The sequence below is a fragment of the Bacillus sp. FSL K6-1560 genome (assembly GCF_038592935.1).
GTDB lineage: Bacteria > Bacillota > Bacilli > Bacillales > Bacillaceae > Bacillus > Bacillus subtilis.
This window is the reverse complement of the sequence record NZ_CP151946.1, coordinates 3,392,061-3,405,517: the sequence shown is the minus strand read 5'-3', so window position 1 is coordinate 3,405,517 and position 13,457 is coordinate 3,392,061. Positions and strand designations below refer to the sequence as shown.

Genomic DNA, 13,457 nt, shown 5'->3' with positions numbered 1-13,457 from the left:
TTTTATTCCAGCGGCTGATTTAAAATGTACACATGAACTTACGTGAGGATTGATAGGAACCATGAGCATATTAAAAGCGGAAAATCTTTATAAAACATACGGAGATAAAACATTATTTGACCATATCTCCTTTCATATTGAAGAGAATGAGAGAATCGGATTAATCGGGCCGAACGGAACAGGAAAATCAACGCTGCTGAAAGTGATTGCCGGCTTGGAATCTATCGAAGAAGGAGAAATCACGAAATCCGGAAGCGTGCAGGTCGAATTTCTTCATCAAGACCCGGAGCTGCCTGCGGGGCAAACAGTGCTGGAGCATATCTATTCCGGTGAATCGGCTGTGATGAAAACCTTGCGTGAATATGAAAAAGCGCTGTATGAACTGGGGAAAGATCCCGAAAATGAACAGCGCCAGAAACACCTGCTGGCAGCACAAGCGAAAATGGACGCAAACAATGCATGGGATGCAAACACCTTGGCAAAAACCGTATTGTCTAAGCTGGGCGTCAACGACGTAACAAAACCGGTCAATGAGCTCTCAGGCGGCCAGAAAAAACGGGTAGCCATTGCCAAAAACTTAATTCAGCCCGCTGATCTGCTCATTTTGGACGAGCCGACAAACCATTTGGATAATGAAACGATTGAGTGGCTTGAAGGGTATTTAAGCCAATATCCCGGCGCCGTCATGCTGGTGACGCACGATAGATATTTCCTAAACCGTGTCACCAACCGCATTTATGAGCTTGAAAGAGGCAGCCTCTACACGTACAAAGGCAACTATGAAGTGTTTTTAGAAAAACGCGCGGAACGGGAAGCGCAGGCTGAGCAAAAGGAAACGAAGCGGCAAAACCTGCTGCGCCGCGAGCTGGCCTGGCTCAGACGAGGAGCGAAAGCCCGCTCCACAAAACAAAAGGCGAGAATTGACCGGGTAGAGTCGCTTAAAGAGCAGAAAGGCCCTCAGTCATCAGGTTCACTCGATTTTGCCATTGGCTCGCACCGTCTCGGAAAACAGGTTATTGAAGCGGAGAACGTCATGATCGCTTATGACGGCCGCATGCTCGTCGACCGTTTTAATGAACTTGTCATACCAGGTGAACGGATCGGGATCATCGGGCCGAACGGCATCGGGAAAACAACGCTGTTAAATGCCCTTGCCGGCCGTCATACGCCGGACGGAGGCGATATTACGATCGGACAGACGGTCAGAATCGGCTACTATACTCAGGATCATAGTGAAATGAACGGTGAGTTAAAGGTCATTGACTATATAAAAGAAACGGCGGAGGTCGTAAAAACGGCAGATGGCGATATGATTACAGCTGAACAAATGCTCGAGCGTTTCCTCTTCCCGCGTTCGATGCAGCAGACGTATATCCGCAAGCTGTCCGGCGGGGAAAAACGCCGTTTATACTTGCTTCAGGTTCTCATGCAGGAGCCGAATGTCCTGTTTCTCGATGAGCCGACGAACGATTTGGATACTGAAACATTAAGCGTTCTTGAGGATTATATTGACCAGTTCCCTGGCGTCGTCATCACCGTATCCCATGACCGCTATTTCCTTGACCGCGTCGTCGACCGTTTGATTGTATTTGAAGGAAATGGCGTCATTTCCCGCTTTCAAGGCTCCTATAGCGACTATATGGAGGAGTCAAAAGCGAAAAAAGCGGCCCCAAAACTGACAGCTGAGGAAAAAACGGCTGAAGCCGAGCCGAAGAAAAAACGGAAAAAGCTTTCTTACAAAGACCAGCTGGAATGGGACGGCATCGAAGATAAAATTGCCCAGCTGGAAGAAAAGCATGAGCAGCTCGAAGCTGACATCGCCGCAGCAGGCAGTGATTTTGGCAAAATCCAAGAGCTGATGGCCGAGCAGGCGAAAACTGCGGAAGAGCTTGAGGCTGCGATGGACCGCTGGACAGAATTGTCCCTCATGATCGAAGAACTGGAAAGCTAAAAAGCGTGGCCGCAGCAGGCCGCGCTTTTTTTCACATAATGGACAAAAACGAACCGGCCTGCTTATGTTAGGATAAAATTGTGTGTCAGCGGCACATGGAAAACTAACGGAGATGATGAAGTATGACATGGGCGATCGTGATGTTAATTCTCATGAGTCTGGTGAAAATCGTATTAACCTGTCTTCCTACAGGCGTCATAGAATGGCTGCTCGGCAAATTTGAAGTGCACGCCAAGCTGAGTGGCGAAAATGCGAGTCTCTCTCTAGATGGAAAACGCCTCGAGGGTGCAGAGAAGCAGAAAGTGATTGATCAATTTAACGAAGCTATCTTCCTGGAAAAATATTATATCTATCCAGGTGATGAAGAGCGTTATTTACATCCGGAAAACGGCGGCACGCCGCTGGTGATAGATACAAAAAAAGGAAAAAAAGACGTGAAGCTGTTCGTGTACCGCTATGACGACCATATCGACGTCGTGAAACAGTACAAGAAGAAAGTGATCGCGTATCGAGTGCTTTCTGAAAGCCTTCAAAAAGAGTCTCTGTCAGTGGCGGGAAGTTTAGCTTAAACAGGAAAGTGAAAGACGGGTGCTTTATGCTACTCGTCTTTTTTATTGTTTTTTAAAACTTAACGTTTACGTTAAGGTTCAAAAGGTGTATAATGGTAACAGAAACGGCGAAGGGGGATTTACCTTGGAATGGATGAAGATTGATCAAGTGGCCAAAAGAAGCGGACTGACAAAGCGGACCATCCGGTTTTATGAAGAAATCGGCTTGATTCCGGCGCCGAAACGGACAGACGGCGGTGTAAGGCTTTATTCAGAGGATGATATGGAGGAGCTTGAGAAAGTCATCAGCACAAAAGAGGTGCTCGGTTTTTCCCTTCAGGAGCTTCAGCATTTCATGGAAACCAGCCGCCAGCTAGAGTTAAACAAAGAGGGGTATTTGTTGTCACTGGATCCTAAGGAACGGAAAGAAAAACTGGAGGAAATTCAGGAAACCCTGAATCACCAGCTGAGTTTGATTGATGAGAAAATCCGCACATTCCAAAGCTTTAAAGAACGCCTGCAAGGCATGAAAGGCAAAGCGGAACGCGCCATTCAATCAATCGAATGAAAAGTTTGTTAAACGCTATTTTTGTAGCGTTTCTTTTAATGGAATAAAGATGGAGGTTAGGTCAAATGGATAAGACAACACAAGTGAATCAGAAAACGGGTTTGCTCAGCCAGCCAAAAGCGGTATGGGCTGTCGCATTTGCCTGTGTGATTTCCTTTATGGGAATCGGGCTGGTCGATCCAATTCTTCCGGCCATTGCCGCACAACTACATGCTTCACCTAGTGAAGTATCACTCTTGTTTACAAGTTATTTGCTTGTAACCGGATTTATGATGTTTTTCTCAGGAGCCATTTCCAGCCGCATCGGCGCGAAATGGACATTAATTCTCGGACTTATTTTTATTATTGTGTTTGCGGGGCTTGGCGGCAGCTCAAGCTCAATCGCTCAGTTAGTCGGCTATCGCGGCGGCTGGGGATTAGGGAATGCTTTGTTTATTTCAACAGCGCTTGCGGTCATCGTTGGTGTATCAGTCGGAGGAAGCGCCCAAGCGATTATTTTGTATGAGGCTGCGCTCGGTCTCGGGATTTCCGTCGGGCCGCTTGCAGGCGGAGAGCTTGGAAGCATTTCATGGCGCGCACCGTTTTTCGGAGTATCTGTCCTGATGTTTATTGCGTTAATCGCGATTTCTTTCATGCTTCCGAAATTGCCGAAACCGGCGAAACGCGTCGGTGTGTTTGATGCGATGAAGGCGCTAAAATATAAAGGCCTTTTAACAATGGCGGTATCGGCATTCTTATACAACTTTGGATTTTTTATTTTGCTTGCTTATTCTCCGTTCGTTCTGGATTTAGATGAACACGGTCTTGGATATGTCTTCTTCGGCTGGGGCCTTCTGCTGGCGATTACGTCAGTCTTTACGGCGCCGCTCGTGCACAAAGCGCTGGGCACAGTGCGTTCGCTCGTCGTTCTCTTTATCGCCTTTGCGGCTATTCTCGTTATTATGGGGATCTGGACAGACCATCAGACTTTGATTATTACATGTATCGTTGTCGCTGGTGCTGTTCTCGGTATGGTGAATACGATCATGACAACCGCTGTGATGGGTTCTGCGCCGGTTGAACGTTCAATCGCGTCTTCAGCCTACAGCTCAGTCCGCTTCATCGGCGGCGCGCTCGCTCCGTGGATTGCAGGAATGCTGTCAGAGCACTTCACCGCAAGCACACCATATACAGTAGGCGGGATCGTCGTTTTTGTCGGCATGCTTGTCCTTCTCATGGGACGTAAACATCTTGCCGGAATTAAGGCGGGTCATTAAAAAGGAATAGTTATTCCTGTCAAGTAGGCAGGAATAAAAAGGTTTTAAACGACCTGAGTCCTATATGTACATGACGGGCTCAGGTCGTTTAATTTCTATTGGAATCACGATATTAAAGTACCTTTTACACGTCTGTAACTATTGCTCCCTTTCAGTTTCCGGGGGCATCGTTCAGGATATTTTTAATCCTGGGCTTCCAATGTTTTCTCCGAAGGCATTCCAATCTTTCCACCACTTATAAAAGCCACCTCTTGAGACTTTCATGACCTCGCATATTCCCCAGCGGCCATCTCTTGTATAATGGGAACTTCAGGATTTACCTACAGGTCTTTTCTTTGGGGATCCTTGGCTTACCTCTTCTTTCCTCTAAAGCAGCTTTTACCCAACAAAGCCTATGGAGGTATTGAATTCCTACGACGATGTTTGTACCTTTCTCTTCTTCATTCAAAATCTCTGTGCCAATCTTTCTCTTAAACGAGATTTCACCATAAGGTTATTCCCTTAAAAACATTAAAAGCTTTTTAAATCAATCTATCTGAAGAAGGGAATTATATCACTCGTGAGGTTCTATTTAATTTTTATAACAAGAGAACGTTCTGGGGGTTTAATGAGTTTATTTAACTATTTTTTCTCTTGTATTTTTATATTTATGGGAAATATATATTGAGGGAGATTACATTTTGTAGTAGAATACTATTGGAAAAAGGAGGTGTAATTAACTGAAAAGGTATATTTTTATTTTTATTTCCATATTATCCATTATAATATTACTATTTTTCATTGATTTAAATCAATCCCAAGGGAGTAAAGTGCTAAGAAAAAAGGGGCAAGAAACAAAAGATTATAAGACTCAACAAGTCGAGTCTTGGGGATTAAGGCTAATTGGGAAGAATGAAAAAATAGAGAAAAAATCCAACATATCTATAGCCATTCTTGATAGTGGAATAGATTCAAATCATGAAGATTTAAAAGGTGTTGTAAAGAAAGAATATAATGCTCTTGAACCTAGTAAAGGTGTTATCGAGGATAAGTTTGGCCACGGAACTGCAGTAGCTGGAATCATAGCTTCTAATGATAATAAGATTGGTACATTAGGAATAGCTCCCTATGCAGATATTTATTCGGTCAAAGTATTGGATGATAAAGGACGTGGTAGTGTAGAGTCTATTGTTAAGGGGATTGAATGGTCAATAGATAATAATGTAGATATTGTTAACATTAGTGTTGGATTGAAAAAAAGTGATCAAAAATTAAAAAGAGTTATAGATGAGGCTAACGAAAAGGGAGTTATTGTAGTAGCTGCTGCTGGAAATAATTATGGATTAAATGCTGATTATCCTGCAAGATATCAAAATGTAATTTCAGTTGGAGCTATAAATAAAAAAATGAAAAGAGCAAAATACTCTGCAAGGGGAAAAATAGATTTTGTTGCTCCAGGTGAAGATATTCTTACAACTTCTCCTAAGGATAATTATATCAATGTTAGTGGAACATCCATGGCAACTCCTTTTGTTAGTGGAGTTATTGCTAATATAATAATGCAAGAACCAGTTAAATATAGTAAAACAAAGAGCCGCTTTACTTCCATTTATAAAACTTTAAAAAAATACTCAACGCCTTATTTATCTGAAAAGTCAGATATGAAATCTTTGGGGAATGGCTTAATTAGTCTAAAAAAGGAGACGAACAATGAAAAAATCAATTAAATTTATAGCGATTTCACTAATATTCGCCATAATTGTATCTATTATCCCTGAAAAAAATGTAGCGAGTGCAGGTGCTGAAACACCAGTAGAGATTACAAATGAAGACCTACAAAGAGCATTGGTGGAAAATGGAGATATAGTGGATCCGGATTCAGTTGAAATAGTTAAAAATAATGAAGACACGATTAAAGCTGAAGTGGACGTCCAAACAGATGATTTCGGAATTGATCAAGATTTAGATGGGAGTGACTCAGAATCACTGATTGATGAAGATTTAGATGAAAGTAGTTCTGAAACAGTAACTGCAGAAGTTGATAAAGAGGACGCGACAGCTATTGTAACATCTGTGGAAAAAGATGAAGATGGAAAAGATATCGAAAAAAAATATGAAGTTGATATCGAAGAAGCTGATGGCGATGATATTGTGGCTACTTTCAAAGACCTTGATACCAATCAAGTTTATGATGTAAATACTAAAGAAGCACAAGCGTCTTTCGCTTTTTTAGTTCCAATTGCTGTTGTAGTTGGTGGCGCTTTAGTTGAGCATTTGGTTGCTGCTTCTTTGGCTATAGTTATAGCGGGTGTAACGTATACTGTTGCTACTAAAGTAAGAAGCAAATTAAAGAAAAAGAAAAAGTACTATTATTATGCTGCGACTCTAAATAAGAATAAAACAAATATGTATATTGGACCAGCACTATCGAAAAAACAAGCAGTTTCTAGACTAAGAAAGGGAGACGTATGGTCAGTTTCTAAAAGCAAAGCAAAAAATGTTGCACAAACTGCGGGCGGTGGAAGAAAACCTGTTGGCCCAGAAATTCATAATAAGAAAGATGGTAAAATAAAGAAGGGTACTTATTATTATCATTACCATACATACAATAGAAAAGGCGGACATTCATTCTATTGATATGGGGGTATGCGGTTGATAATTTTTTCGAAAACAGATAATTAAACGATTTGAAAGTACTAATATTCCATTAGCTCTTAATATTAAACAAGCTAGTCAAGTCTTAATTGATAAATATAATGCAATTGAATTTAATAAAGAAGAAATCGCCGACTTAAAAAAGATCATATAGTTAATTTTAAGAAAATAATAAAATGTTTTGCTATTCAAGACGAAGCTTTATTAAAAAGTTTACGAAGTAAAAGAGAAGAATTTGAAGTTCAGGAAACCATCTCTGAGTCTCGCCATGAAAATATTCAAAGAAGTGAGTACAATAATAATAAGGATTACAGAAGAGCTTTAATGTGGGAATCAATTCAAAATGGTAAAAGAGTAAACAAAATTTTTGAAAGTAAAGATGGTAACTATATTAGTAATTTTACAGTACAAGGTAATGTAGAAAAAATTGAGAAAGAATTAGTGTTTATTAGAGGGATTCTTGAAAAAGAAAAAAATAACTAATCAAAAATTTCAATATTACTTAGATACACTAGTTGACCTAAAATATATTTTAGTAAATAGTTGACAAGGCATTAGTTTTTTGGCACATTTATTTTGCACAATGGATTAATGTCTATTTTATGAATAGTTGATGTCATTAATTTATATTATAGTATTAAAACAGGAAGGAAAAGAGAAAAAATGACTCAATTTTATTACCTAGCTGCAAAAAAACCATTAAAAACAGGTTTTTTTGGTCATACAAAAGCTACAACTAATAAAGGTCATCCAGTAAGGACAGGGCCTGAGGCAGCTGGTATTTATGTTGAAGAAATCGGAAATGTTTCTAATAATCTCACTTTACCTTATCAAGTACAAATTCATGAATATTTAGGCACTTTTGCAATGGACAAACCAGTACCTACAGAGTTAGATTTAAAATGTTTAGAAACGCTCTATCAATACATACACAGCGTCATGAAAAACAGCTTTTCGGTTGAATGGTTCACCGCATGGGCTGATGAGGAAGACTTTGAGCTGTCTGCCAAAAGAGAGCTGACACTTGATGAATTCACATCTCCATTGCAGCTCATTTTAAAAGACAGAGAGCTCCTGAGAATCGTTCAGAAAAAATGGCAGTAAAAAAACCCGCCCTTTAGCAGGCGGGTTTTTTTATAAATTAAAGCACTTTCGTCGTCCAAGACTCGCAGTTCCACGTTTCTGTCGCAATATCCATATAAAAGTCTGGCTCGTGGGAAATGAGCAGAATGGAGCCTTTATATTCTTTCAGGGCGCGCTTGAGCTCTTCCTTGGCATCGACATCCAAGTGGTTTGTCGGCTCATCGAGCACCAGCAGGTTTGTTTCTGAGTTGATTAGCTTGCACAATCTGACTTTCGCTTTTTCGCCTCCGCTTAATACGGAGACGCGGCTTTCGATATGCTTTGTCGTCAGTCCGCATTTTGCCAAAGCGGCACGGATTTCATACTGCGTATAAGAAGGGAATTCGCTCCATACTTCTTCGATGCACGTATTGTTGTTTGTTTCCTTGACCTCTTGCTCGAAATAGCCGGTATAGATGTGCTCACCGCGTTCTACAGAGCCTTCGAGCGGCTGGATTTCGCCAAGCAAACTTTTCAGCAACGTCGTTTTTCCGATCCCGTTTGCGCCGTAAAGGGCGATTTTTTGGCCGCGCTCCATGCGGAGGTTGAGCGGACGGGACAGCGGGGAATCGTAACCGATCACGAGATCCTTTGTTTCAAAAATCAGCTTGCCTGACGTTCTCGCCGGCTTAAAGTGGAATTCCGGCTTTGGCTTTTCTGCCGCAAGCTCGATCATATCCATCTTATCGAGTTTCTTTTGGCGGGACATCGCCATGTTTCTCGTGCTGACGCGCGCTTTGTTGCGGGCGACGAAATCCTTCAGCTCTGCGACTTCCTGCTGCTGCTTTTTATAGGCCGCTTCAAGCTGTTGTTTCTTCACCTCGTAGACTTCCATAAACTGATGGTAGTCGCCGACATAGCGTGTCAGCTCTTGATTTTCAACGTGATAAATCAGGTTGATGACACTATTCAAGAACGGAATATCGTGGGAAATCAGGATGAACGCGTTCTCGTATTCCTGCAGGTAGCGTTTCAGCCATTCAATATGCTGTTCATCAAGATAGTTGGTCGGCTCATCGAGAAGCAGAATTTCCGGCTTTTCAAGGAGCAGCTTAGCGAGAAGGACCTTTGTGCGCTGTCCGCCGCTCAAATCGGTGACATCTCGCTCTAAACCGATATCGCTCAAACCGAGACCGCGGGCGATTTCTTCCACCTTGGAATCAATGACATAAAAATCATTGTTTGTCAGCGCGTCTTGAATGACGCCGACTTCTTCAAGCAGCTTCTCGAGCTCATCGGGATCAGCCTCGCCCATTTTGTTGTAAATCTCGTTCATTTCCTCTTCCATCGCAAATAAATAATGGAACGCGTCTTTCAGGACGTCTCGAATGGATTTTCCTTTTTCCAGCACTGTATGCTGATCCAGATAGCCGACACGGACATTTTTTGACCATTCGACTTTTCCCTCATCAGGTTCAAGCTTTCCGGTAATAATATTCATGAAGGTTGATTTTCCTTCACCGTTTGCGCCGATCAAGCCGACGTGCTCGCCTTTTAACAGGCGGAAGGAAACGTTATTAAAAATGGCCCGGTCCCCGAAGCCGTGGCTTAAATCCTTTACAGATAAAATACTCATGTTTACACCTCTATCGTTATCAAACACGCACAATCGGCGTGTAATATTCACCCTTTTGATTATAAAGGAGGATTCGGAATGTTGAAAGGTATAGGAAAGAAAAAGAAAAATTGCGTTCCGGGCGAGGTTTTGAGATACTATGGAATAGATTTCAGGAATTGAGGAGAACAAAATGACGCAAACTTGGCCATTTTTACATAATGCACAATCATTTATACAAGAGAATTGGAATGCTTCCGGCTTTCAAACGCCAACCCCTGTTCAAGAGCAGGCAGCCCAGCTGATCATGGATGGAAAGGATGTCATTGCAGAATCGCCGACAGGCACAGGGAAGACGCTGGCGTATTCGCTGCCGGTCTTGGAGCGGATCAAACCAGAGCAAAAGCATCCGCAGGCGGTGATTTTAGCGCCTTCCCGTGAGCTGGTGATGCAGATTTTTCAGGTGATTCAGGATTGGAAAGCGGGCTCAGAGCTGCGCGCGGCTTCCTTAATCGGCGGGGCGAATGTGAAGAAGCAGGTCGAAAAGCTGAAGAAACATCCGCATATCATTGTCGGCACGCCAGGCAGGGTATTTGAACTGATTAAAGCAAAGAAACTCAAAATGCATGAAGTGAAAACGATTGTACTTGATGAAGCGGATCAGCTTATCCTGCCGGAGCATCGCGAGACGATCAAACAAATTATTAAAACGACATTAAGAGACCGCCAGCTTCTATGTTTCTCTGCCACGCTTAAAAAGGAAACAGAGGATGTGCTCCGCGAATTGGCGCAAGAGCCTGAGGTGTTGAAGGTGCAGCGAAGCAAGGCGGAGGCAGGGAAAGTGAAACATCAATACCTGATTTGCGACCAGCGCGACAAAGTGAAGCTGCTACAAAAGCTGTCTAGACTTGAAGGCATGCAGGCACTCGTATTTGTGAGAGACATTGGCAACCTGAGTGTATATGCGGAAAAACTGGCATATCACCACGTTGAACTCGGCGTTTTGCACAGTGAAGCGAAAAAAATGGAGCGGGCAAAAATCATTGCCGCATTCGAAGACGGAGAGTTTCCTCTTTTATTGGCGACTGACATTGCCGCACGCGGTTTAGACATTGAAAACCTGCCATACGTGATTCATGCTGATATTCCAGATGAAGATGGCTATGTCCACAGATCAGGACGAACAGGCCGGGCCGGAAAAGAAGGCAACGTGCTGAGCCTTGTGACAAAATTGGAGGAATCTAAGCTGAAAAAAATGGCGAAGAAGCTTGGTGTTGAGCTGAGTGAAGCTGTGTATGCAGGCGGAAAACTGAAGACGAAATAAAAAGAAGGGCGAAAAGCCCTTTTTTTGTTGTAAAATAATAGAAAAAGTTTCGCGCAGGGGGTGGGAAGGTGGTTTCAATAGACAGGTTTCAAGCAGTGAAGGAGTCAGAGCTGAAAATTCTTGAAAGCTGGTTTGAGAATGAGGATACCAGACGGAGAATGGATGGGATGCTGCCATTAGATGAGTGGTATGCACGAGTAAATAAAGATAAACACGATACTGTCATCATGGCGTATGATGGACAGCTGCCGGCAGGGATGGTCGTTATTGAGTTCGGGGAGAAGCGGACATATATTGGATTGATCGTCAATCCTTTGTACCGGCTTCAAGGGTACGGAAAACGGATATTGCAAAAGCTGATGACCGAACCTGATTTTACTAGCGTGCGGGAATGGGTGGCATGCATTGAAGAAGACAATCGAATCAGTTTAGCTTGCTTTCAAGCAGCAGGATTCACTTTGGAAGATACAGAACCTGATGAAGATGGTTTTCTTACGCTGATTCTTCGCAGCTGATCTCATCGAAACATAAAAGGAGGGCAAAAAGCCCTCCCGTTTTCATCTTCATTCAGCTCGGATCACTGACCTTGATCAGCTGTTTCCCTTTATTTTCTCCCTTAAATAAACCGAGAAACGCGTCAGGAATGTTTTCGAAGCCTTCTGTGATGGTTTCCTCGTAATGGAGTTTACCAGCCTTCAGCCATTCGGCCAGCTGTTTTGCTCCCTCAGAAAAACGATCGGAGTAGTCGCTTACGATAAAGCCTTGCATCAGCGACTTCGTTTTAATGAGTTTTGATTGGACACGAGGGCCCATGTCATCTGCTTCGCTTTCTGCGTTATAGGAAGAAATGGCGCCGCACACCGGAATGCGGGCAAATTCATTGAGCAGATTCATCACCGCGTCTGAAATCGGTCCGCCGACATTGTCAAAATACACATCGACACCGTCAGGACAAGCGTTTTGAAGCGCTTTTTGGATATCATCCGCTGTTTTGTAATTGATGGCTTCGTCAAACTGAAGCTCCTGTTTTAAGTAGTCGATTTTTTCATCAGAGCCCGCGATACCGACAACTCGAGCGCCTTTGATTTTGGCAATTTGCCCGACTGTTGAACCAACGGCTCCCGCAGCTCCGGAGACAACCACGGTTTCGCCTTCCTTCGGGCGTCCGATGTCCAGCAATCCGAAGTATGCTGTTAAGCCGGTCATTCCCAAAATGCCGAGATAGGCCGAAGCGGGAGCAAGGCTTGTATCAATTTTTCGCAAGGCAGACTCGCTCACAGCGGAAAATTCCTGCCAGCTGAGATTTCCGATGACGATATCGCCTTTTTTCAGATGATTCCCGTCTGACACAACTTCAGCGATAACCCCGCCAGAAAGCGCTTCATCCAAGGCGAACGGCTCAACATATGACTTCGTATCCTGCATACGGCCGCGCATATAAGGGTCAACCGAAACATAAAGCGTTTTGACAAGCACTTCCCCTTGCTTGGGTTCAGGAACCGGAATGGTTTCAAAGCGAAAGTCTTCATGAACAGGAATACCTTGTGGACGTCTTGCTAATTGAATTTGCTGCTGAGATGCTGTCATTTTCATCCTCCTATCACTTGGTTGACACCACTGTAACATGGACAGGAGAGGAAATACAAAAGGTAAGCTGGCATACAAAAAAGGAGAGGGGGCTCCTCTCCTTTTCATTTCGCCCGTAATTTCGGGCACAGTCCCGTCGGCAGGCACATTGGCTTCTGGTCGATCGGGCTTCTCATGATGCAGCATTCCAAGCCGAAGACTTCACGGAAAAATGGCTGGGTGAACACATCTTCCGGTGTTCCGGCGTTGTATATTTTTCCGTCCAGCACACTGATTAGATAGTCAGCATATTGAGCGGCTTGGTTTAAATCATGGAGCACCATGACAACGGTGCGGCCATGGTCGCGGTTCAGCTTTTTCAGCAGTTCAAGCACTTCAATCTGGTGTGAGATGTCTAAATACGTGGTCGGCTCATCAAGCAAAAGCAAATCAGTGCCTTGCGCAAGTGCCATTGAAATCCAGGCTCTTTGTCTTTGGCCGCCTGAGAGGGCATCCAGCGTCCGATCCTTCAGTTCAATCATGCCCGTTGCTTCCAGCGCCCACTCTACCATGTCATGATCCTCTTGGGTATGCTTGGATAACAGCTTTTTGTGAGGATGTCTGCCAAAATAGCATAATTCCTCTACCGTCAATCCTTCAGGAGCCTGAGGAGATTGTGGAAGAATGGCCAGTTTTTTTGCGACTTCTTTTGATGGCTGGCGGTGGATGTCTTTTCCTTCTAGTAGCACTGTACCGCTTTTCGGGGCCATCAGCCTGGCGAGCGATTTGAGGATTGTTGATTTACCGCAGCCATTAGCGCCGATGAGCGCAGTGATTTTTCCTTCTTCTATCTTTAAGTCGACTCCGTCAATAATCACTGTACTGTCATATGAAAGAGTGAGCTGGTCTGCAGCCAGTTTTCCCATGGTATCC

At 43.5% G+C, this 13,457-nt stretch carries 12 protein-coding genes and 1 pseudogene; 10 read left to right on the top strand and 3 right to left on the bottom strand.

Translation table 11 applies throughout. From position 1 onward, the window contains the following. Positions 1-61 precede the first annotated feature (61 nt). From NYE22_RS18225 to NYE22_RS18190, 8 genes and pseudogenes are all read left to right on the top strand, one after another. Positions 62-1,951 (top strand): ABC-F family ATP-binding cassette domain-containing protein, encoded by a 1,890-nt coding sequence (locus tag NYE22_RS18225; RefSeq protein WP_043940066.1) that lies wholly within the window; start codon positions 62-64, stop codon positions 1,949-1,951. Positions 1,952-2,073: 122 nt separating this feature from the next. Continuing rightward, positions 2,074-2,520, top strand: coding sequence for a YfmQ family protein (locus NYE22_RS18220; RefSeq protein ID WP_041333804.1), 447 nt, complete (start codon positions 2,074-2,076; stop codon positions 2,518-2,520). Between the two features lie 124 nt (positions 2,521-2,644). Further along, positions 2,645-3,067, top strand: a complete 423-nt coding sequence (locus tag NYE22_RS18215; protein ID WP_014479143.1) for a MerR family transcriptional regulator — start codon at positions 2,645-2,647, stop codon at positions 3,065-3,067. A gap of 65 nt (positions 3,068-3,132) precedes the next feature. Beyond that, positions 3,133-4,323 (top strand): MFS transporter, encoded by a 1,191-nt coding sequence (locus tag NYE22_RS18210; protein ID WP_003233759.1) that lies wholly within the window; start codon positions 3,133-3,135, stop codon positions 4,321-4,323. Positions 4,324-5,132: 809 nt separating this feature from the next. Beyond that, entirely contained in the window at positions 5,133-6,029 is an 897-nt protein-coding gene (locus NYE22_RS18205) for a S8 family peptidase (RefSeq protein WP_021481227.1), read from the top strand. Beyond that, positions 6,013-6,939, top strand: a complete 927-nt coding sequence (locus NYE22_RS18200) for an SAR2788 family putative toxin (RefSeq protein ID WP_021481226.1) — start codon at positions 6,013-6,015, stop codon at positions 6,937-6,939. Before NYE22_RS18205 ends, NYE22_RS18200 begins: the two co-directional genes overlap by 17 nt. 342 nt (positions 6,940-7,281) lie before the next feature. Further along, complete coding sequence (locus NYE22_RS18195) at positions 7,282-7,440, top strand: hypothetical protein (protein ID WP_021481224.1); 159 nt, start codon at positions 7,282-7,284, stop codon at positions 7,438-7,440. A gap of 384 nt (positions 7,441-7,824) precedes the next feature. After that, positions 7,825-7,978, top strand: a pseudogene (locus NYE22_RS18190) (hypothetical protein). Positions 7,979-8,098: 120 nt separating this feature from the next. Here NYE22_RS18190 and NYE22_RS18185 read toward each other — a convergent pair. Next, on the bottom strand, positions 8,099-9,655 hold the full coding sequence (locus NYE22_RS18185) for an ABC-F family ATP-binding cassette domain-containing protein (RefSeq protein WP_014476110.1): 1,557 nt from the start codon (positions 9,653-9,655) through the stop codon (positions 8,099-8,101). Between the two features lie 172 nt (positions 9,656-9,827). Here NYE22_RS18185 and NYE22_RS18180 point away from each other — a divergent pair, with 172 nt between their 5' ends. After that, complete coding sequence (locus NYE22_RS18180) at positions 9,828-10,958, top strand: DEAD/DEAH box helicase (RefSeq protein WP_342412029.1); 1,131 nt, start codon at positions 9,828-9,830, stop codon at positions 10,956-10,958. Positions 10,959-11,026: 68 nt separating this feature from the next. Then, positions 11,027-11,473: a GNAT family N-acetyltransferase gene (locus NYE22_RS18175; protein ID WP_021481220.1), complete on the top strand. Its 447-nt coding sequence runs from the start codon at positions 11,027-11,029 to the stop codon at positions 11,471-11,473. Positions 11,474-11,525: 52 nt separating this feature from the next. On the opposite strand, the gene NYE22_RS18170 is transcribed toward NYE22_RS18175, so the two are convergent. Both NYE22_RS18170 and yfmF read right to left on the bottom strand, forming a co-directional pair. Next, the gene (locus NYE22_RS18170; protein WP_029317502.1) at positions 11,526-12,545 is read right to left on the bottom strand and encodes an NADP-dependent oxidoreductase; all 1,020 of its coding nucleotides are present in this window, start codon (positions 12,543-12,545) and stop codon (positions 11,526-11,528) included. A 104-nt stretch (positions 12,546-12,649) separates the two neighbouring features. Continuing rightward, positions 12,650-13,450, bottom strand: a complete 801-nt coding sequence (yfmF, locus tag NYE22_RS18165) for a Fe(3+)-citrate ABC transporter ATP-binding protein YfmF (protein ID WP_003233737.1) — start codon at positions 13,448-13,450, stop codon at positions 12,650-12,652. Between the last annotated feature and the right edge of the window lie 7 nt (positions 13,451-13,457).

Excerpts from the sequence above, each read along its gene's own strand:
- NYE22_RS18225 (WP_043940066.1), top strand. The coding sequence starts at position 62 with ATGAGCATATTAAAAGCGGAAAATCTTTATAAAACATACGGAGATAAA.
- NYE22_RS18220 (WP_041333804.1), top strand. The coding sequence starts at position 2,074 with ATGACATGGGCGATCGTGATGTTAATTCTCATGAGTCTGGTGAAAATC.
- NYE22_RS18210 (WP_003233759.1), top strand. The coding sequence starts at position 3,133 with ATGGATAAGACAACACAAGTGAATCAGAAAACGGGTTTGCTCAGCCAG.
- NYE22_RS18200 (WP_021481226.1), top strand. The coding sequence starts at position 6,013 with ATGAAAAAATCAATTAAATTTATAGCGATTTCACTAATATTCGCCATA.
- NYE22_RS18195 (WP_021481224.1), top strand. The coding sequence starts at position 7,282 with ATGTGGGAATCAATTCAAAATGGTAAAAGAGTAAACAAAATTTTTGAA.
- NYE22_RS18185 (WP_014476110.1), bottom strand. The coding sequence starts at position 9,655 with ATGAGTATTTTATCTGTAAAGGATTTAAGCCACGGCTTCGGGGACCGG.
- NYE22_RS18180 (WP_342412029.1), top strand. The coding sequence starts at position 9,828 with ATGACGCAAACTTGGCCATTTTTACATAATGCACAATCATTTATACAA.
- NYE22_RS18170 (WP_029317502.1), bottom strand. The coding sequence starts at position 12,545 with ATGACAGCATCTCAGCAGCAAATTCAATTAGCAAGACGTCCACAAGGT.
- yfmF (WP_003233737.1), bottom strand. The coding sequence starts at position 13,450 with ATGGGAAAACTGGCTGCAGACCAGCTCACTCTTTCATATGACAGTACA.